Annotated in this window: 15 protein-coding genes; 3 read left to right on the forward strand and 12 right to left on the reverse strand. The window is 26.6% G+C overall.

Annotated features, from left to right (window positions below):
* Positions 1–14: 14 nt before the first annotated feature.
* Positions 15–365 carry a thioredoxin domain-containing protein gene (locus ACQRD5_RS10165; RefSeq protein ID WP_291627446.1) on the forward strand — a complete coding sequence of 117 codons (351 nt, stop codon included), beginning with the start codon at positions 15–17 and terminating at the stop codon, positions 363–365.
* A 115-nt stretch (positions 366–480) separates the two neighbouring features.
* Here the strand turns inward: ACQRD5_RS10165 and recQ are convergent, their stop codons facing one another.
* The 9 genes from recQ to ACQRD5_RS10210 all read right to left on the reverse strand — a co-directional run bounded on the left by recQ (position 481) and on the right by ACQRD5_RS10210 (position 14,463).
* Positions 481–2,916, reverse strand: coding sequence for a DNA helicase RecQ (gene recQ, locus ACQRD5_RS10170; RefSeq protein ID WP_291627445.1), 2,436 nt, complete (start codon positions 2,914–2,916; stop codon positions 481–483).
* A 181-nt stretch (positions 2,917–3,097) separates the two neighbouring features.
* Positions 3,098–3,433, reverse strand: a complete 336-nt coding sequence (locus tag ACQRD5_RS10175) for a rubredoxin-like domain-containing protein (RefSeq protein WP_291627444.1) — start codon at positions 3,431–3,433, stop codon at positions 3,098–3,100.
* A gap of 188 nt (positions 3,434–3,621) precedes the next feature.
* On the reverse strand, positions 3,622–8,115 hold the full coding sequence (locus ACQRD5_RS10180) for an immunoglobulin-like domain-containing protein (RefSeq protein ID WP_427746773.1): 4,494 nt from the start codon (positions 8,113–8,115) through the stop codon (positions 3,622–3,624).
* Between the two features lie 323 nt (positions 8,116–8,438).
* Positions 8,439–9,044: a PepSY domain-containing protein gene (locus tag ACQRD5_RS10185; protein ID WP_291627441.1), complete on the reverse strand. Its 606-nt coding sequence runs from the start codon at positions 9,042–9,044 to the stop codon at positions 8,439–8,441.
* Positions 9,045–9,084: 40 nt separating this feature from the next.
* Positions 9,085–10,461: a sensor histidine kinase gene (locus ACQRD5_RS10190; RefSeq protein ID WP_291627439.1), complete on the reverse strand. Its 1,377-nt coding sequence runs from the start codon at positions 10,459–10,461 to the stop codon at positions 9,085–9,087.
* A 3-nt stretch (positions 10,462–10,464) separates the two neighbouring features.
* Complete coding sequence (locus ACQRD5_RS10195) at positions 10,465–11,133, reverse strand: response regulator transcription factor (protein WP_291627438.1); 669 nt, start codon at positions 11,131–11,133, stop codon at positions 10,465–10,467.
* A gap of 77 nt (positions 11,134–11,210) precedes the next feature.
* Positions 11,211–11,558, reverse strand: coding sequence for a PepSY domain-containing protein (locus ACQRD5_RS10200; RefSeq protein WP_291627436.1), 348 nt, complete (start codon positions 11,556–11,558; stop codon positions 11,211–11,213).
* A 208-nt stretch (positions 11,559–11,766) separates the two neighbouring features.
* On the reverse strand, positions 11,767–12,954 hold the full coding sequence (locus ACQRD5_RS10205) for an immunoglobulin-like domain-containing protein (protein ID WP_427746774.1): 1,188 nt from the start codon (positions 12,952–12,954) through the stop codon (positions 11,767–11,769).
* Positions 12,955–12,972: 18 nt separating this feature from the next.
* Complete coding sequence (locus ACQRD5_RS10210; RefSeq protein ID WP_427746775.1) at positions 12,973–14,463, reverse strand: hypothetical protein; 1,491 nt, start codon at positions 14,461–14,463, stop codon at positions 12,973–12,975.
* Positions 14,464–14,959: 496 nt separating this feature from the next.
* On the opposite strand from ACQRD5_RS10210, the gene ACQRD5_RS10215 reads away from it, so the two are divergent.
* Positions 14,960–17,908 (forward strand): DUF7601 domain-containing protein, encoded by a 2,949-nt coding sequence (locus tag ACQRD5_RS10215; RefSeq protein WP_427746777.1) that lies wholly within the window; start codon positions 14,960–14,962, stop codon positions 17,906–17,908.
* 422 nt (positions 17,909–18,330) lie between these two features.
* Here the strand turns inward: ACQRD5_RS10215 and ACQRD5_RS10220 are convergent, their stop codons facing one another.
* Positions 18,331–19,218 (reverse strand): hypothetical protein, encoded by an 888-nt coding sequence (locus ACQRD5_RS10220; protein WP_291627432.1) that lies wholly within the window; start codon positions 19,216–19,218, stop codon positions 18,331–18,333.
* 751 nt (positions 19,219–19,969) lie between these two features.
* On the opposite strand from ACQRD5_RS10220, the gene ACQRD5_RS10225 reads away from it, so the two are divergent.
* The gene (locus ACQRD5_RS10225; protein WP_294170885.1) at positions 19,970–20,131 is read left to right on the forward strand and encodes a hypothetical protein; all 162 of its coding nucleotides are present in this window, start codon (positions 19,970–19,972) and stop codon (positions 20,129–20,131) included.
* Between the two features lie 629 nt (positions 20,132–20,760).
* Here ACQRD5_RS10225 and ACQRD5_RS10230 read toward each other — a convergent pair.
* Both ACQRD5_RS10230 and ACQRD5_RS10235 read right to left on the reverse strand, forming a co-directional pair.
* Positions 20,761–21,519 (reverse strand): hypothetical protein, encoded by a 759-nt coding sequence (locus tag ACQRD5_RS10230; protein ID WP_291627430.1) that lies wholly within the window; start codon positions 21,517–21,519, stop codon positions 20,761–20,763.
* A gap of 115 nt (positions 21,520–21,634) precedes the next feature.
* Positions 21,635–21,772 carry a hypothetical protein gene (locus ACQRD5_RS10235; RefSeq protein WP_291627429.1) on the reverse strand — a complete coding sequence of 46 codons (138 nt, stop codon included), beginning with the start codon at positions 21,770–21,772 and terminating at the stop codon, positions 21,635–21,637.
* Positions 21,773–22,107: the final 335 nt, after the last annotated feature.

Consider the following 22,107-nt stretch of genomic DNA (forward strand, 5'->3'; position numbering starts at 1 on the left):
TAGGAGGGTTTAAAATGTTTGAAGGAAATAAGTATGAAGAAGATATAAAAGCATTTAAAAAAGTACTTTCTACACAAGCAGATGAATTATTGACCAATGAAGATAAAACTGTAGTTTATATTGGAAGAGCAACTTGTCCATTTTGTCGTAAATTTGCAAGTAAATTAAGTAGCTTAGCAAATAAAGTTGACACAACTATTTATTATGTTAATAGTGAGGATTACTTAGATGATGGTATTAGTGCATTTAGAAAAAAATATAATATTGTAACTGTGCCAGGTTTCATAGTTCATAAAAATGGAGAAGTTGAAGTTCGTTGTGATTCTTCAACTCCAGAAAATGAAATATTAGATATGCTTAAATAAAAACTAAAGGAATAAATTCCTCCGTAAGTCGGAATTTACAAACTTAAAAGACTATCATTGTAGGATTATAAATCTCATAATGATAGTCCTTTTATTTAATTTACCCTGTAGAAATTTACTCTTTAAGAATAATATTTTTAAGTATTACAGCTCTTATAGCTTCATATTTAATGTAGTCTGGTAAGCTCTTTTTAATAACTTGAATTTTATCTATTCCATTCTTATTAATTGCCTCTAAAATCATATCTTCGTCTTTTTTATCATAATACTTATCATAATCTATCTCTATGCTATAATCTCCAGTGGATTTTATATAATCAGTTATATATCCAAGAATAGTTGAAATTGATATTTCCATATCCTCTGATATAAATTCTATATCTTCTCCCATATTAAGCCTATCTAAAACTATCTCTGAAGCCCCTCTAGTTTCACCATCTATAATAAGTTTTTTCCTCTTCTTTTCTTTCCATATTGAAGTAATGCCTTTTTCAACTATATATCTGTTTACTTCTTCCACAATTGGCTGGCCATAAGCCTCAATCTTTTTTGGTCCAATACCACCAATATCTTTAAGATTTTCTAAGGTGTCAGGATAACGTCCACTTATTTCTTTTAAGGTATTTTTACTTAAAATCATTTGCACAGGAATATTTAATTTCTTTGCAAAGTCACTTCTTATCTTAATAAGTCTTTCTAAAAGTTCTTTATCACTATTAACTTCAAAATAATCATCTTCTATTTCTTCAAGTTGATTTTTATCTACTGCCATTTCCTTTTCAATGTTATTTTCTATAACATATAATTTGATAACTTCTATAAATCTTTCACCATATCTTTCATATTTTATTTCTCCAACTCCTGATATTTCAAGAATTTCTTCTTTAGTAATAGGATACTTAATACTCATTTCTCTTAATGTTCCATCACCAAATATCATATATGGAGCTTTTCTTTCTTCTTGCGCTATCTCTTGTCTTAATAACCTTAACTTCTCAAATAAATCATTAATTTCAATTCTATTGCTTTCAATATTAACTTCTTTAAGTAAAACCTTCACTTCATCTTTTATAACCTTAAAGGATATATTATTTAAAGCTACAGTTGAATATTCCTCATTAACTTCTAAATATCCATGGGCAATTAATATATTTATAAATTCCTTTAAGCCATCACTAGAATATTCCTTCATTATTCCATAGGTACTAAGTTCATCAAAGCCTAAACTTAAAAGCTTCTTATTTTTAGACCCCCTAAGAACATCTACTATCATTCCGACTCCGAAGCTTCTTTTCATTTTATAAATACAAGAAATAACCTTTTGAGCTTCTATAGTTCTATCCTTAACTTCGCCTTTATTTAAGCAATTACTGCAATTACCACATTCTCCTTCATAAGAATCACCAAAGTAATTTAATATATACTTTCTATAACAACTATTTATATAAACTAAGCTTGTCATTTGCTGAAGCTTTTTATATTGATTATTTTTTCTTAGTGGATCTTCAGTGCTAACTTCAATTAGGTACTTTTGAGTAATAACATCTGCTGGTGAAAAAAGCATTGTACATTCACTTTCTTCTCCATCTCTTCCTGCTCTTCCTATCTCTTGATAATAGCCTTCAATATTTTTAGGCATATTATAGTGAAGAACATATCTTATATTAGGTTTATCAATTCCCATACCAAATGCATTAGTTGCAACAATTACATTAGTTTCATCATTTATAAATTCTTCTTGGCACTTAATTCTTTCATCATTTGAAAGACCTGCATGATACCTTCCTACATTAATATTATTTTTCTTTAGTAATTCATAAAGGCTATCAACTTCTCTTCTAGTAGCTGCATATATTATTCCCGAATTCTTAGAATTATTTTTTATATAATTAAGTAAAAACTTCTTTTTTTCTATTCCTTTAATAACATTTATCCTTAAATTTTCTCTATCAAAACCAGTAACAAATATCTTTGGATTATTAAGTCTTAATAAATTTACAATATCATTTCTAACTTCTTGTGATGCTGTTGCTGTAAAAGCTGTTATAATCGGCCTCTCTATAAGCTTATCAATAAATGTTGATATTCCCTTATAACTTATTCTGAAGTCATGTCCCCATTGAGATACACAGTGTGCTTCATCTATGGCAACTTGAGCAATTTTCACTTGTGTTATTGCTGTAATAAATTCATTTGAATGAAGTCTTTCTGGTGCAACATAAATTATCTTATACTTTTTATTTTCAATTCCATTCATTACTTCATTAAATTCATAAGTAGATAAAGAACTATTTAAAAATGCAGAATCTATTCCCATAGAGTTTAAGGTGTCTACTTGATCCTTCATAAGAGATATAAGTGGTGAAATAACTATTGTTATTCCATCTAATATTAAAGCAGGAATTTGATAGCAAAGAGACTTACCCCCTCCAGTTGGCATAATTGCAAGAACATCTTTACCTCTTAGTATTTCATCTATTATTTTTTCTTGCCCTCGTCTAAAACTCTTATATCCAAAGTATTTCTCTAAAACTTCTAATTTATCAATCAATTATATGTTCTCCTTCTTAATATCTATGAAATTTATTTATCTTAATTATAGCACTATATATCTAAGTCTATTCACTCTTTATAACTTATCTTTTTCTTTTTTACTTTGTGAAATAAAAAAAGCTGCCTAAGCAGCTCTCTCAATGTTTTATTATTTATTTGTGTAAGTATTCTTTAAATTCTTACCACTTTCCGTTAGCTATATGTCCTGCAATTTCAGCTTTACATCTTTGCTTTATTGTCCAAGCTTCATTTTTTGCCTTTTCAAATCCATTTACACACTTTGGATCAAGGTTTATTTCTATACCTTCTTGTGCAAGTTTAGCAATTTTATCTGCTAGTACAATTAATTCAGCATGAATGCTGTTAGTTCTATCTGAAGCATAAATCTTATCAGCTTCTTCTTTGCTAAGTTCAACAAATTTTTCTTTTCCTAAACCACATTTTGGGCAAACTTCTGGTGCTTCAAGACCTTCGTGCACATATCCACATATATTACATCTAAATAAATTTTTCATAATTAACTCTCCCTATACCTGTATTCTTTTCATTTAATATACTCTTATAATATCCCAATAAATATTACTTGTCAACTAATAATAATTATTATTTATTTAAGATTAAAATAAATGCCCTATAATGTAGGACTTTATATTGTTTCCTACCTTATAGGGCAAATTCTAAATATCTTATTATAATAGAATTTTTATTTATTATTTACATTGTTTTCTTCTTCTTTTCTTCTTTTTAATAAAAGAAGTAGTAATATTAATAATAATATTAAGAATAACCAACTAAATGGATTCTTTACAATACGTTTTGACATTGCTAAGAATCTATTCCCTTTACTTGTATCACGCATTGAATAATTAGCTGAATTTTCTTCAACAATGTTATTATTATTTGATGCATTGTCATTTGAGTCAATTATATTTGATGTATTGCTGTTTGATACAATAGCATTTGATATATTATTATTTGATGTATTGCCATTTGATATACTATCATTTGACCCATTGTTATTTGATGTATTGCCGTTTGATATATCGATATTCGAGTTATTATCTCCATCTAGGTTGTTATCTTCACCTAGATTGTTATCTCCATTTGAATTATTATCCTCATTAGGTTTGTCAATATCGATATCTGGCTCAGATATTATTGGTCCTTCGACTTTTAGTACTATTACATTACGAGTAAATGTTATAACATTTCCATCTCTATCTGTTACTGTATATTTTATAACATATGTGCCTGGGACAAAATTGTTAAAATCTCCTGAATCAATCTTAATATCTAATTGTTCCATAGTATCTCTATCATCTGTAATAGTAATTCCTTGCATAAAGTCAACTATATCACCTTCGTTAATTTGGATATCAGTTACATTTGAAACAACTGGTGCATCTCCTTTTGGATTGATAGCATTCTTTAATTTTTCAAGTGTCTCTTTAATTAATGTAAGAGTTTTATTTGTTTCACTTTGATTTAAAGCACCTGTACTAATTAAGTTATTAGTTTTATCTAAAAGCTCTTTTAATTCATTTGCAATCTCTTCAGAATACTGTCCACCTATAATTCCTATTAAACTATTGTTAAGGATATCTTGATAGAAGCTATCTGCTTCAGCTATAGCCTCTTTAAGATACGTATAATCAACCTCAGGTGGTGTTAATGGGATAATTCTGTCTTTGTATGTGTTAAATCCATCATTAACTTTAGAAAGTATAAGCTGTTCACTTACTTCAGGTATTCCTAAGTTGCCTTTAGTATTATAATTTACAGGTTTAAAACTTTCCATATAAGTATTTCCATAAGCTAAGAACTCATTGTTTTTATATGCTGTTTGTGCTCTACCACTTATAGTAATTTGATCTCTCTCATCACTTAAAAATGAATTATTATACATTATAAAGTTTTGAACATCACCATAAGCATCTTTCCATACGTCCTTTGTAACAGTTCCGTCACTATTCTTTACATTAAACTCAAGAGTATCTCCATCTCTAAAACTTTGGTAATATAATATTCCTGTTCCTTCTCCACCAAAATTAGTTTTTGTATGGAATAAGTTATTATATATTACTGTGTTATGAAGTAAAGTATCATCTCTCGATAAATCACCATATATATATGTTAATAATGGAACATCATCAAAATAATTAGAACCTACGTAAACATTATTTCCGTTTCTTATTTTAACTCCACCAGCAGCTCCATTTTCCATTCCCTTAAAATAGTTTCCAACTATATTTAAAGTATCATAGCTCTTAGAATAAATTATATGGTCTCTTCTTTGTCCTTCTTTTGGAACGTTTATACCAGATACTAATACATCTGTTGGGAAATCACTAAGTATATTTCTTGTTTTTACCATATCAAAATAATTGTTAGATATAAGAACATTAGTGTCATATCTTTCATTATTTATAGCTGTAAAGAAATTACCTTGATGTCCTTCAACTAAATTTGAGCTTTTTATAATTGCTAATCTACTTATTACTTCTGGTGGTAGCATTTTAGCTGCAGCATCAGCACCATCTAAATCTCCAAAGAAATTGTTATTTATATTAGTGTTTTTAGTTCTATATGTTGCTACACCTCTACCTGGATAATTAGTTCCTCTTAAGAAAATATTATTTTCTATTTTATACTTATTATTTTTAACCATAATATATGGTTCCATTGTAGCTTTTGATATACTTCCGTCTGCTCTCTTTTCTCTAGTATAGTTACCATTCATAAAGGTATTATTTTTTATAATAATTCCTTTTTTATATGGACCATTTATTTCAAGTCCCACATTATTAAATACTATATTTTCTATTTCAACATAGTTCACTGCACCACTATACTCAGCATACATTAATTTCAGCATCTTTTCAGTATTAGAGGTACCATCAAAAATAGAAAGTCCTTTTTTATCTCCACTTATCTTAAAGTTAGATAAAGCAGGTAATTGTATTTTAGATAAATCTATATCCCTTGTTATTTTATATGTTCCTTGAGGGAAATATAATTCTCTACCATTTGATGCAGCATACTTAATTAACTTTTCTATCTTTTCAGTTTCATCAGCAACTCCATCCCCAACCAGTTGGATGTGATTACCATTCTCATCTAAAACCTCAGTATTTTTTGTGACATCTATGACTTGTTTAATCATCATATAGTCAATATCTTGTTCTTCGTATTTCTTATTTCTTTCTTCACCTTGTATATTAAAGTAATTTAAATAATACTCACTTAAAACCTTATATTCTTTATCATTTTCATATTTATCATAAGTATTACTTGGATAAACAAATTGATTTTTTTGAATATATCCATCTGTCATCTCTAAGTTCTTTACATTAACATTTATATTTGGTTCTTTCTGTGTTATAGTACCAACAACTTCAACATATGAATCTGAATAACCGGATCCTAAAAGAGTTCTAGATCTTGTTATAGCAATTCCGCCTTCTGAATTATTCATAGTTGTAACATTTTGTAATTTTACAGAACTACCATTAACAAAAATTCCTGTTCTAGATGAATTTTCTACCTTTACAGTATCTAATAAAGCATTCTTAGAATTATATATATTAATTGAATGGCCCTTAGAATTCTTTACATTAACATTTATTAATCTAATATCCTTACCTTTTAAAGTAATACTTCCAAGATTATTTAAATCAATAGTTCTTCCATTACCATTTATTACAACACTTGAAGCCAGTTCAAATTCTATAGCATCCTTGCCTTGCTCTAAATCAATTTTTTCAACCTTAATATCACTATTAAGAGTAAGAACATTACCACTATTTTTTATATTATTCTTTAGGTCAGTAACTGAATTTATAGTTATATTTTTTTGAGAATAATAATCTATTTTTTCATCCTTACCTTCTGAATACTTATTACCTGGTAAATATACATTACTAGAGTCATTAATAGTACTTGGGTTTTCTCCTGATGCTATTATATTTTGCATATGTACAGAATCGTTATTGTGAATATTAACAGTTAATATATCTACAGTTGATTCTTTTCTTACTTGGATTCCTCTGTATAAATGATTTTTAGTTTCTATATTACTTAATTTTACTATAGAATTATATATATCTAATCCAACTGTACTTCTTTCCTCTTTAGGTACTGATGCATCTTTACCTATAAGGTGGATATTATTTAGCTCTACATTATCACAAGTATATACTGTAAGGCCTGTACCTTTATAATCCTTTATTGTAACATCATCTATTTTAACATTACTTGCTGCTTTTACAGTTAAACTAAATTTATTGCCTAAGCTTATTTCATTACTATTACCTTTTATAATAATATTTTTTTGATTTATTTCTATATTTCCATCTAATGTTATATTATTAGTAAGGGTAATTATGGAATTAGGTATTTTTATTGCTGCTTTAAATTCATCTAAATTATTTGCTGTTGCAATTGTCTTTACCTTATATATAGTACTTCTAGTAGTGACATTTGTATTATTATTTGTACTTTCCTTCTTACTCCATTCAGTATATGTGTTATTATCATCAATAATATCGTTACCAGCTGCACCATCTACAACTTGACTTTCAAGATCTGAAACATCATTAATATGAATATTTCCACCTTTTAGTGTAATTCCTGATTGATTTCTTAATCTTATACCACTATACCTATGGTTTTCACTTTTAATTTTTTCTAAGGTTGCTGTTGATTTATGTAAGTCTATACCTACCTTACTCTTATCATCAGCTACGCTAGTTGTATTTCCTATAAGTTTAATATCTGACATAGAAACATTATTAGCTTCATAAAGCAAAATTCCACTAGTAATATAGTTTTTTATAGATATATTATTTATTGATACATTATTTCCTCTTTTTATAACAAACTTATTCTCAAGTTTTGTTTTATTTTCGTTTATATCTATTTCAAATCCATTACCATTAATAACGACATTGCTACCTGTCATTTCTATTTTTTCATCTAATGTAATATTACCACTGATTTCAATTGTTATATCTGAGGTATCCTTATATTGCTTTAAATCATTAAAATTATTAACGTTAACTGTTTGTGTAGTAACTATATTATTAGTCATACTTTGTGTTACATCCATATTAGTTAAAGTACTATCATTTGGCATAGCCTCTGCTATATTAGTTGATAGCATAGTAAATAATAATGTGCTTGCAATTAGTTTCTTCAACCGTATGTCCCCCTAAATAGCATTAATTATTTATATTAATAAAAATTATTTACTGATTTTTTATTCTTTATATAACATTATGAAATAAACCTCCTCGCTAATATATTTAAATAATCAGTAAATATTTTATTGTATCAAATAATAGATATTCATTCTATCATATTTTTTTTTGAAAATATATATTTTTTAACATTATATACATAAATTTTATATTATTTTCTTATGTTTTTTATATTTTTTTATTCCAAGTATTAATATAAAAGAAAAAAGTTCTAAACTCATTAAAGATTAGAACTTTATTTGAAAATTAACCTTATATATTTTTAATCTTGTTCATAACTTAGTATTCTACCTGTATTGGCATCTATTTCATAATTATATTCCCTATTGTTATAATAGAATTCAATATCATATTTTTTTACTCCATCATCAAAATCAAATTCACTTTTCACAAAGGAAACCTGACTACTTGTTAAGTTTGCATGTTTTAAAGCTATTTCTTTTGCTTCTTCAACTGTTATTGAAGTTTCATATGGATTTAATTGTTGATTTCCATCTATATTATTTGATTGTTGGTTATTAACTATATTATTAGAATCTTCTTTAGTAGGTATATTATAATTTTCTACATCATAATCATATTCTATTATTTCACCATTAGCTGCATTTATTTCATAATCATATTCTTTATTTTCATAATAGAATTCTATATCATATTTCTCTACTCCATTATCAATATCAGTTTCTGTTCTTATAAATGAGACTTTATCACTTGTTAAATTTGCATGTTTTAAAGCTATTTCTTTTGCTTGCTCAATTGTTACTTTTTTATTAGTTTCATTTCCATTATTTAATGTTTTTGAATTTTTGCACCCTACTAGGCTCATACTAACACTTATTATAATTGTTGCTAATACTACTTTTTTCATTTTATCCTCCTGTATATAATATTTATATTCTTATAAAAATTTAAAAATATACTCTTATCATTGTGTATTTATCTAATTCGCTTTCTATATGAATTTTAGCATTATAATTATTTGCTATTCTATTTGCAATAGATAACCCAATTCCAAAAGAATTATTATTTATTCTAGACTTATCAACTTTATAAAATCTTTTCATAACCTTTCTTATTTCATCCTTAGGTATTCCCATTCCATTATCTTTAACTTCTAATTTAAAATTATCCTTTGTTTTTCTTAAACTTATGTGAATTTCTATATTTTCTTTATCATTATACTTAATTGAATTATCAATAAATATAATTAACAATTGCTTCAAATCATTTGGATCAATTTTTATTTTCATATTTTCTTCAATGTTAATAGTATATTTTACATTTGAATTTAAAACTTTATATTGCTCTATCACTTCCTGTACTATTATTTTAGGGTTTATTTCTTCTAATTCACTTAAATTTATTTCTGTTTTTTCTGCTTTAGATAGTAATAACATATCATTTACTATTTTCTTTAATCTTTCAACTTCATTTAAGCATATATCTAATGATTTCTCTAAACGCTCTTTGTCGTTCTTTCCCCATCTTTTAAGCATGCTTAAGTGTCCATGAAGAGCTGTTAATGGTGTTTTCAACTCATGTGAAGCATCAGATACAAATCTGCTTTGTTCATCGAATGCCTCTTCTAATTCATCCATCATTGAATTAAAAACAACTTTTACTTCATCTATTTCATCATTTAATTCAGAAATTTCTGCTCTTTTATTAACTCCTTCTTCTTTTATTTCATTCATAGTTGCTGTCAAACCTTTAAGTCTTTTTATAAAATTCCTTGAAACATACATAGCTCCAACTACACTTAAAATTATTCCTAAAACTAATATAAATACTAAAATAGGAAAATAACTTTCTATAAAATCATCAAACAAGTCACTCTCTTGAATTATTTGTAAATTATACTTATTCCCATTTATATTTAATGGTCCACTCAATATTCTATATGTATCGAAATTAATAAACCTAACCTTTACCTCTACTTCTACAATATTAGTTTCTTTAGTATACTCTATTTTATTCCATACTTCAGTTTTATCTTCATAATATAATTTATTCTCTGAATAAATCCTAACATGTTCATCATTTTCACCTTCAATTAGAGCTTTTAAATATTCATTAAATCCTGTTTCTGAAATTTCTATATTTATATTTTTTGAAAGACTAACTATTTCATTATACTTATCTATTAAATATTCATTTTCATATTCACTGCTAAAGGACCAAAAAGTAACTAATTGTATAATAGTATATATAGCTAATATTGAAATTATTATTAAAAGGGATCCCCTTGTTAACTCTAAAAATATTGGTAGCTTTCTTTTCTTCATATATTATGTCCTCATAATATAACCAACTGATCTTACAGTCTGAATATATTCTTCTTTATTCATTGGATTAAGCTTTGTTCTTAAGTATCTAATATAAACATCTGTAACATTAGTTTCTGGCTCAAAATCATAGCCCCATATTTTTTGTAATATTTCATCTCTTGTAACTACTTTATCCTTATTATCCATGAGAAGCATTAAAAGCTCATACTCTTTATTAGTTAAACTTATTTCTTCATTATTTTTCTTAACCGTTCTAGAATTTCTATCAATTAAAATGTCCTTAAATTTAACTAGATAACTATTAAAATTATCTTGTCTTCTCATAACAACTTCAATGCGAGCAAGTAATTCTTCTATTGCAAAAGGCTTTGCAATATAATCATCTGCTCCAATCTGAAGGCCATTAACTTTATCCATTACGCTATCCTTTGCACTAAGCATTATTACAGGGGTACTTTTTTCTTTTTTTAATCTTCTACATATTTCAAACCCATTCATTGATGGAAGCATAATATCTAAAATTATCAAATCATAATTGACTCTTAAGGCTTCTTGTAATCCATCTCTACCATCACTTTTAACACAGACATTATAACCCTCATATTCTAATTCTAATTTTATAAAGTCAGAAATATTAACTTCATCTTCAACTATTAATATACTCTTCACTATAAAAACCCCCTTTGTTTAAACTCCCAATATAATTTATTATAAAACTTTTTTCTTAATAATATCTTTTTATATCTTTAGTCATTATAATAATCTGAATCTGTAATAACTCCTAAATTTGAATCAACATTAACTTCTCTAAGCATATTATTTGTATCTTTTATTTTTATCTCATATTCAAAAGTACAATATTCTAGATCTAAATCTTTTCTAATTCTAACCACTTCTCCTGGGACTAATTTAAGTGCTATTTCTTTAGCTTGTTCTTCAGTATAATTAATATTTCCTTTTGCTATATTATATATCCCTACTAAACCTGCTATTCCTAATCCAATTATACTAACTCCAAATATTGAAACACCTTTAATTATCCTTTTCTTATTTTTCTTTAAGCCTTCAACTACTTTTTCTATATTCCTATTCATTTTATTATTCCTCCAAACCCAAATTTAACTTAAATTTTTTATAGCTCTTTTATAATTAAATTATATAAAATAAATTTTTATTTATCATGAAATAAAAATGAGAGTTAGATTAAAAATTTTTAATCTAACTCTCATTTTGTCTAATATTTTTCATACCTTATTTGTTATTGTTATAACTTACTATATAATTCATATACATTTCAGATATTTAGTTATTATCTGAATCATCATCTTCTTTTTTTCTTTTTAATAATAGTAGTAATACTAGTATTAATAGTAATGGTAATAAGAATAACCAACTAAAGGACATCTTTCTACGGCTTGTAAATACCCTTGAAACTCCATTTTCATCCTTTGTTTCACTAATTGAATTGTCATTCAAGCTTTCTTTATCACTGTTATTGTTATTTGATATATCATTCTTTGATGTATCAACATTTAGTGTAGTGCTGTTTGATGCAATACTGCTTGAGGTATTACCTTTTGATTCATTACCATTTACTGTAGTAACATTGGATATAATACCGCTTGATACATTATTGCTTGAGGTATTACCACTTGATACATTTCCATTTGATGCATTGCCATTTGGTGTAGTACCATTTGTTATATCATCACTTGACTCATTATCATTTGTCGTATCGTCTTCTTTAGGTGGTATTGCCCCATCTTCTTCAGGTGGTACTACTGTATCTTCTTCAGGTGGTATTACTCCATTTTCTTCAGGCGGTATTACTTCATCTTCTTCAGGTGGTATTACTTCATCTTCTCCTAATACTTCTATACTACGCGTAAATGTTATTACATTTCCGTCACTATCCGTTACTGTATATTTTATAGTATATGTACCAGGATTTAAATTATTAAAATCACCCAAATCAATCTTAATGTCTAATTGCTCTTTAGTATCTTTATTATCTATAATATAAATTCCTTGCATAAAATCAACTGTATCGCCTTTGTTAATTTGAAGATCTGTTACTTTTAAAAGAACTGGTTCCTCTCCCATTGGATTAACAGAATCTTTTAATTTATTAAGGGCTTCTGTAATTGATGTAAGATTTTTATTTGCTTCTGCTTGAGTTAAAGTACCTAAATTAATAAGATTATTCGCTTCATCTAGTTTATCTTTAAATTCATTTGCAGCTTCTTCAGAATACTGTCCACCTAAATTTCCAATTAAATTATTATCAATGATATCTTGATAGAATTTATCAGCTTCCCCCAAAGCTTCTTCAAGGTAACTTTGGTCAACCTTAGCTGGTGTTAATGGAATTTTTATGTCCTTGTATGTATTATATCCAGCATTAACTTTAGAAAGTATAAGACCTTCACTTGCTTCAGGTAGTTCATAGTTACCTTTATTATTATAATTTACAGGTGTCGATAATTCCATATATGTATTTCCATATGCTCAAAACTCATTATTTCCATATGCTGTATTTGCTCTACCACTTATTGTAATTCTATCTCTCTCATCACTTAAAAATGAATTTTTATAAATTATAAAGTTTTTAACATCACCATAAGCATCTTTCCATACATCCTTTGTAACAGTTCCGTCACTATTCTTTACATCAAACTCAAGGGTTTCTCCATCTTTAAAGCTTTGGTAATATAATATTCCTGTTCCTTCTCCACCAAAATTAGTTTTTGCATGGAATAAATTATTATGTATTACTGTATCATAAAGTAAAGTGTCATTTCTAGACAAATCACCATATATATATGTTAATAATGGAACATCATCAAAATAATTAGAACCTACATAAGCATTATTCCCATTTCTTATCTTGACCCCACCAGCAGCTCCATTTTCCATTCCTTTAAAATAGTTACCAACTATATTTAAATTTTCATAACACTTAGAATAGATTATATGGTCTCTTCTTTGTTCTTCTTTTTCAACATTTATACCAGATACTAGTACATCAGTTGGAAAATCACTAAGTATATTTCTCGTTTTTACCATATCAAAATAATTGTTAGATATAAGAATGTTAGTATCATATCTTTCATTATTTATAGCTGTGAAGAAATTACCTTGATGTCCTTCAACTAAATTTGAGTTTTTTATAATTGCTAATCTACTTATCACTTCTGTTGGTAACATTCTAGCTGCATCATCAATGCTATCTAAATCTCCAAAGAAGTTGTTACTTATATTTGTATTTTCACTTCTATATGTGGCTATACCTCTACCTGGATAATTAGTTCCTCTTAAGAAAATATTGTTTTCTACTGTATATTTAGTATTTTTAGCTACTATATATGGTTCCATTGTAGCCTTTGATATACTTCCATCTGAATTTTTTTCTCTTGTATAGTTACCATTCATAAAGATATTATTTTTTATAATAACTTCTTTTTTAGTTCTCTGGGTTATCTCAATCCCCATATTATTAAATACTATATTTTCTATTTGAACACAGTCTATTTCACCACTATATCCACTATGAATTAATCTTAGCATCTTTTCAGTATTAAAAGTACCATCAAAAATAGAAAGTCCATCCTTATCTCCACTTATCTTAAAACTAGATGAATTAGGTAGTCTTACTTTAGATAAATCAATATCCCTTGTTATTTTATAAATTCCTTCTGGGAAATATAATTCTCTACCTTGTGATATAGCATACTCAATTAGCTTTTCTATTTTATCAGTTTCATCAGTAACTCCATCTCCAAGTAGTCTAATAGTATCTCCATTTTCATCTAAAACCTCAGTATTATTTGTAACATCTATTACCTGATTAGTACTCATATAAATTATCTCATTATTATCTATTATTTTTATTTTTTCATCTAATGTAGTATTAGATAAAGTAATATCATTTGATATAGCATGTACTATATTAGATGATAACATTATAAATAATAATGTACTTGAAACTATTTTTTTCACTTGTAATCCTCCCCGAATAGTATTAACTGTTTTTATATTAATAAAATATATTTACTAATTTTTGATATTAAACTTATAAAATAAATCTAATTTTAGGTAATATGTGAATTTTAGTAAATTTTTAAATATATTTAACAATCGTGTTTAATTTTATCATAATATCTTTTTTAAAAAAACTATTTTTCTGCTATTTTTATACATTTTTTATCTTTTTGCTTTTTTTCTTAGTAATAAATATCAAAATTATTTCTGCTTTTTTGCCTTTGCTATCCCTCCAAATACTAATTACTTCTAATTTAGTTGTATAGACTCAGTTTATTTGAATGCTTGACTTGATTATAAACATATATTAAAATTTAGAATATTTACAGTATATTTTTGGTATTATTTAAGTAATATTTTAGTATATTTATCACAAAATATTAATTTTGACTCTTTTTAAATTATTAACAAAAATATATGCTACTAAAATAAAAAGTAAGGAGTGAAAATAAAAATGAAAATAATGAAAAAGCTATTTTTTCAAATAACTTGTATAGCTATTCTACTTTCATTTATGCTATCAACAGTATTTGCAAATACAACATCTCTTGAAATAATATCTCATGATGGCATTTATTATATTGAAGACCCTGAATTTCCAATGAATGATCTAGTTGTTTATTGTATGAATAATCTTCTAAACTGGCCCCATAAAGTAGGAAGTGTAGATCCCCCTAATTACCAATATGGTTATCTTGATTCCAAAGATATTGAAAATTATGATGAAATGATTCAAAAGCTTAAAAAGATTCTTTTTGCAGGATATCCTCATAATGGGAAAAATCTTTATAAGATTATTGAAGATGAAGAGCTTTATGTTCCTTCCGAAGAGGAGTTTAATGATTTACTAAATCCACTTCCTGAACTTGTAAAAGCATTTCCCGATCTTGGTTATAATGACTTTACTATAGATAACTTTAATCACCATAAAGATCTTTTAAATAATTTTTATGAATATGTTGTTTTTACTATGAAAGATACAGATATTAAAGAAGGATTAACGAAATCATCTATAATGTCTATGCCATTTTTCAAAGCAATGCTTTGTCTACTTAATTTTAGTGAACCAAGAGAAGCTTTTGCTCATTTTTACTCTAATTCATATTATGTTACAGAGCAACAAGCCTTTAACAATACCCAAAGTGCAATTTGGAAGCTTATGAGTGATTATAAAGTACCAGATAATAATATAACAAGTTTATCAAGCTATCCTCTTGGACAGACTCTTGTGAATTATGCTGATTCAACTGAAGTAGTTCTTGAAACAGAACCAGATGAAGTTAAAATTACTGGTGACTTTAATTTTACTAAAGGTAGAGATGGTAGATGGTATAGTGGTGAGATTAAAATTGAAGAACCTGAAAACTACAATGGCATATATGCCTTAGATTTACCTGAAGGAATTTCTGTTCTTAATGTAGATCCATTTAATATTTATGGAGATACAAAACTTACTTTAGTTTCAGATGATATTCCAGATATTAATGATGAATTTATCATATGGAATCGTATAATGTGGGGACCAGAACCTCGTCAATACTCTCCATCAGAAGAAGTTTATTACAATGGTAAAAAGTACCAGAACATGGTTGGACTTAATGTGAATTCAACTTATATGTCTAGTGAATTTACTTATAGAGATGTGGCCACTGGAAAGCTTATAGTCAATAAAATTGTCGACGGTAATATAGATGATACCTTAAGAGATTTTACCTTTACTGTAACTCTTTCTGACAATACAATAAATGGTACCTATGGAGATATGGAATTTAAAAATGGTGTTGCTACTTTTACTCTAAAGCATGCCGAAAGTAAAACTGCAACTGGAATTCCTGTAGGTATTGACTATACAGTAAAAGAAAGTAATAACGATGGATACACTATAGAATCACAAAATGCAAATGGAACCATACTATCAAATAAAGTGGAATCTGTAACATTTACAAATAGGCGTAACCCATCTAAATTAACTGCTGGAAGTTTAATGGTTGAAAAAAAAGTATCAGGTATTGCCTCAGATGTAACAAAACCTTTTACCTTTACTGTAACTCTTTCTGATAAGACAATAAATGGTACATATGGAGATATGGAATTTAAAAATGGTGTTGCTATTTTTAAACTAAGACATGAGGAGAGTAAAACTGCAACTGGAATTCCTACTGGTACTACCTATACAGTAACTGAAAGTGATAATGATGGATATACTGTAGAATCACAAAATGAAAATGGAACTATTAATTCAGATCAAACTTCAGTTGCAACATTTATGAATATAAAGGATTCAAGCGAATTACCTATTCCTCCTACTGGAATTCTTTCAGTAGAAAAGATAGTATTAAATTATACAGGAGATACTAACGAGGATTTCAACTTTACTGTAACTCTCTCTGATAATACACTAAATGGTACTTATGGTGATATGGAATTTAAAAATGGTGTTTCTGAATTCACTATGAAACATGGACAAGTTAAAACAGCAATTGGACTTCCTGCAGGACTTACTTATGACATAACAGAAAGTGATAATGATGAATATATTATTGAATCACAAAATGCAAATGGAACTATTATTGAAAATAAATGGACAACTGCAATATTTTCAAATACTAAGAAATTAGCTACTGGTAACCTTTCAGTGCAAAAGACAGTTTCAGGTAATGCAGCTGATACTAACAAAGCTTTTACTTTTACAGTAACTCTATCTGATAATACTTTAAATGGTACTTTTGGAGAAATGGAATTCAAAAATGGTGTTGTTACTTTCACTTTAAAGCATAATGAAAGTAAAAGCGCTACTGGACTTCCTGTAGGCATTTCTTACATGGTAACAGAAAGTGATAATGAAGGATATACTGTAGAAGCACAAAATGCAAGTGGAAGCATAATTGAAAATGAAACAATATATGCATCCTTTACAAACACAAAAAATTTAGCACAATTAGCTACTGGTAATCTTTCAGTGCAAAAGACAGTTTCAGGTAATGCAGCTGATACTAACAAAGCTTTTACTTTTACAGTAACTCTATCTGATAATACTTTAAATGGTACTTATGGAGAAATGGAATTCAAAAATGGTATTGCTACTTTCACTTTAAAGCATAATGAAAGTAAGACAGCTACTGGACTTCCTGTAGGTATTTCTTACACAGTAACAGAAAGTGATAATGAAGGATATACTGTAGAAGCACAAAATGCAAGTGGAAGCATAATTGAAAATGAAACAATATCTGCATCCTTTACAAATACAAAAGATTCAGAGCAACTTAATAATATTTTACCTCCATCTTTTGAATCTCCAGATAGTGGTGATAATTCTAGTACTTTATTATGGCTTAGTATTCTAATATTATCATCTATAGCAATAATAGTAAGCTTTATTATTGGGAGAAAGAAGATATCCTAAACTTTTATAAAAATTTAGAAGAGACTATTGCAAAATTGGATATAGTAGATAGTTTTGTTTTCACACAAAACTATCTGCTATAATTAAGATTAAGTTTCTTGATCCTCATAAAAAATAAACCTATATAATTTCAATTATCGTTGCCAATAGAATTAAAAAAGCTAACTTCTGTACAATACAGAAATTAGCTTTTAAATTCCTAAATATCTTTTTTAAAATGTCCTTAACATAGGTACCCCATATACAATCTCATCTTTATTAATTAACTTCACTATTCTTTCAAAGCACTTATTATTTAATAGATTTTCTCTAAATTGATTTTTATTTCTTTTTTATACAGCACCAGTTACAACATCTACATATTCACTAGGAAATATATTTGGAATTAATTCGTATATAACTTCTCTTGTTGCTGGAGAATATTAACTATTAACTATACCAATTATTTTTCTAGTTCCATCAGAATTATTAATTATAATTTTATTATATTTTTTAGGTTCTTGTTCTAAAATATTATCAGTCATATTTTCTAATTTTTGTGTATAAATTTTATCATCTACTCCAGTATATTCAAAAAATACTTCTCTATCGTCCTCTAATCCTATATTACTACCTAACCACACTAATTTTTCACCATTTTCTTCAACTATTTGAAAAGATAAGTTTTCATAAATGAAGAAAATATAATTAGGATTATTTTCACTAATATCCCAAACAACATCAAATCTATCTTTATTAACAATTTTATCTAACTCATCATCTACTGATTCAATATTATATGTAGGAAGCTCTCCTAACTCTGGTACACTTTCTACATTAATGCTATTAAGATAATCATAAAGTTCTCTTATATAATCATTTGCTTTTTCTGTTTCTTGCCTTTGCTTAATAAGTTGTTCTTGAAGTGATGAATTATTTTGTTCTGAATTATTGATTTGATTTAATAAATCATCTCTTTCTTCTGTAATTAAATCAATATTTACTTGTAACTGCTCTACAAGTTTTTCGAATTTAGCTAACTCTTTACTAGTTATATCATGGTTATTTACTTGGTTTTGAATTTCACTTAATAGTAATTCCTTCTGAGCAAGTAAAGTTTCTATATTTTCGGATAATTCATCTACTTTACTTAATAATGTTGTCTTTTGGGATTGTAATACAGTGTTGTTTTGTATTAATCCATTCATTTTTGATTGTAATAATTCCTTTACCCCTAAATTATCAAATAGTAATAACGAACTTATTACTATAATAGAACCGGCAGTAACTCCAACATTTTTCAATATCTTACCATATATATATTTTTTCATATAATCATCCTTTCTTTTTATTACGTTCTATGTACTTTAATTACAAGTACAAATATCATAATTAATTCTATTAACTTATATATTCACTCAATACTAGAACAAGAGCTACTTCAACATATTTATTAGATTACATTAATATTAACGTATCTCATATAACTATTTCTAAATGGATTAAAAGTTCGATAAGTACTTTTAATTCATAAGTGATGCTCTTACTAAAAATCTTTATTTAGATGATTCTGACAAATGGCATGCTGATTTAATAAAAACCAAATTAACCTATCAGTTTATTAATTCTATCGATAATAATTCTCATCATATTTAATTAACAAAACCTATTATTTAAAAACCTACCATTAATTAGAATATATTCTTTTAAACAAATTTTCAATATTTTTTATCTAATAATTTAACTATTTTATTACATTTTTGATTCTATATCTAAAATATAAAACTGATAATATTTTAGACATAGAATCAAAAATATTATCAGTTTTATATTTTAATTTTTTTGTATAAACTTTATATTCTAATTTCCAAAACCACACTCCGTTACTTGTGATACGGCTCTCCGTAACTACTACAAATGAGGTTTTTCCATTTTATTCTTGTGTATATATTCTACATAAATATCGTATAATTCTAAAGTATTATTTAGAAATTCCGTAGTGGATGGCTACGGGGGTTTTGAACATTTTATCCCCTTGGACTATTGGTGATACTTCATCATAGTTAGGGGGTGGTATTGGATATGCTAGAATTAATTATAAAGAACTTTGTTGTTATTTATATAATTAGATTAGTTTTAAAACATAATCTTTTTGTTCATTATTTAAAGATTTCAGTAAAATTCATTGGTCTTGATATTGAAATTAAAAGCAAACAAAAAGATGCTCCATCCCGCAAAGATTAGCATCATTTTGTTTATATAACCAATTATATTTCCAATAGCCCTAAAACAAAATAAATGTTCTAAGGATTGCTTAGTGATATCGCACTAAGTTTTTCTTATTTAGCCTTGCATAAGTTCGATTTACTAAATCAAAGATTTAGAATCTTACTTATATTATATCAAATTTTTATAAAAAATAAACATAAATAATTTTTTACATGGGTATCTCTCCCACAAACTAGAATTTGTTTTAACCTAAAAAATCTAACATTACTTTTTAGTCAAACAAAACATTCTATTAGTTTGTTTGAAAAAATATTATTCCATTGCTTAACACATTTATCATATTTACCAGTCATTTTTCCCCCTTGTAACTGCTATATAAATTCTAATTTCCTTTATACTTTAAATATATCACTTAATTTTTTATAACATATTTTGTAAATCAATATTTAATTATGATACTTTATTTTTAAATAAAAAAATAGTCTTAACCAAGTAATTTCAATGCTTAAGACTATAAATACTATTTAAAGGAAACTCCTTCTCACATACGTTCGAATGAGTAAGTTCGCCTTGCCCAATCATAGATTTGGAGGCTCACTTATGGTACGGTTCTCCGTATCGGTATTAAGTGAGGTTTTTTCTAATTAATCTATATCTTCATAAAACATATCTCTATAATAATTTTCTTTTAACTTGGAGCTTAAAACAGCCCATTCGTATTTTCTTCTCCTTAACTCTCTTATGTATTCTTGTGTAAAAATAGATTTATACTCACATATATGCTCTTCTTTATGAAACTCATCTAAAGATTTACTTTTTAATTCAGACATAAGTATAGCTCCAATATCATTAATATTTTCTTCTAACTCATTTTTAATATACTCAACTAATCCCCGTATGTTAAAATATTCCTTATGAATATTATTTATATCTTGCTTTAGATGTTTTCGTAATTCTTCTTTTAAATCATTTAGAAATTCTATTGAATTTATATATTTGTAATTTTCCTCAGTAAAACCACCGTTCTTTTTTACTAAATATATATCTCTATAAGTACATCCTATTCCTTTTATAATACTTCTAGTTAGTGATATAGCATTTTCTAAGTATCCATTTTCTATATATGTATTAATAAAATCATCATATATATTCATAAATTCATCAGTAAGTAGACCAAATTTAAATTTAGATTCTTTTAATTCATTTTCAATTTCTGATTGTAATTCTTCTTTTATTAATATTGTATTTAACATAGATTCTAACTCTTTTAAGTCTATATTATTATCATAATCTTTAACCGAAAGAATTAATTCAATCATATATTTTTTTAATTGTGGCTTACATTCTTCTATATTACTACTGCTTAATGATTCTATAAAATTATATATTTTGTTATAATACATTCTTCAATCTCCTTTTATTTTTTTATAATTAAATATATTGATTACCATAATATTAATTATATCACTTGATTCTATATAGCAATATCCCAATTTAATACACTCATTCCAACATTTCTTAACATAAAAAAGAAGGGGTACCCTTTATTGATACTCCTTCTTCTTTACTTATATAGTCTACTAGACTATAATTTATCTTTAGTTTTATTGAATATATTTCTCTTGCTTCATTTATAGTTATTTCCGCTATTAGCATATGAATCAATTTCTTCTATTTCTCTGTAGTTGCACTTTCTGTTATTACTTTTCCAAAATTCTCTAGTATACTCTTTATAAATTTATACGGCATTTCTTCACTTACATCATCTGAAAGTGTAGCTAGCAATGATTCTTTTTCCTCTTGGATACTTTTGTCTATTTTGTTTAGTTATTCTTTTTTTTCTATATGCTTATACGAATTTATCTTACTTATGATACGTTATTATTTTCAAATAAAAAATAGTATTTAAAGAAAACTCCCGCTTACTTCGTTCCCATGAGTAAGTTCGCCTTGCCAAATCATAGATTCTGAGGCTTAGAGGAAACTCGACT

Source organism: Clostridium sp. SGI.024 (assembly GCF_050315195.1).
Taxonomy (GTDB): Bacteria; Bacillota; Clostridia; order Clostridiales; family Clostridiaceae; genus Clostridium.

Bases quoted from the DNA above. Each gene is read 5' to 3' on its own strand.
- ACQRD5_RS10175 (WP_291627444.1), bottom strand. From the start codon at position 3,433: ATGAAAAATTTATTTAGATGTAATATATGTGGATATGTGCACGAAGGT.
- ACQRD5_RS10225 (WP_294170885.1), top strand. From the start codon at position 19,970: ATGCTAGAATTAATTATAAAGAACTTTGTTGTTATTTATATAATTAGA.
- ACQRD5_RS10190 (WP_291627439.1), bottom strand. From the start codon at position 10,461: ATGAAGAAAAGAAAGCTACCAATATTTTTAGAGTTAACAAGGGGATCC.
- ACQRD5_RS10235 (WP_291627429.1), bottom strand. From the start codon at position 21,772: ATGCTAATAGCGGAAATAACTATAAATGAAGCAAGAGAAATATATTCA.
- ACQRD5_RS10185 (WP_291627441.1), bottom strand. From the start codon at position 9,044: ATGAAAAAAGTAGTATTAGCAACAATTATAATAAGTGTTAGTATGAGC.
- ACQRD5_RS10205 (WP_427746774.1), bottom strand. From the start codon at position 12,954: ATGGAATTATCGACACCTGTAAATTATAATAATAAAGGTAACTATGAA.
- ACQRD5_RS10230 (WP_291627430.1), bottom strand. From the start codon at position 21,519: ATGTATTATAACAAAATATATAATTTTATAGAATCATTAAGCAGTAGT.
- ACQRD5_RS10165 (WP_291627446.1), top strand. From the start codon at position 15: ATGTTTGAAGGAAATAAGTATGAAGAAGATATAAAAGCATTTAAAAAA.
- ACQRD5_RS10215 (WP_427746777.1), top strand. From the start codon at position 14,960: ATGAAAATAATGAAAAAGCTATTTTTTCAAATAACTTGTATAGCTATT.
- ACQRD5_RS10220 (WP_291627432.1), bottom strand. From the start codon at position 19,218: ATGAAAAAATATATATATGGTAAGATATTGAAAAATGTTGGAGTTACT.
- ACQRD5_RS10200 (WP_291627436.1), bottom strand. From the start codon at position 11,558: ATGAATAGGAATATAGAAAAAGTAGTTGAAGGCTTAAAGAAAAATAAG.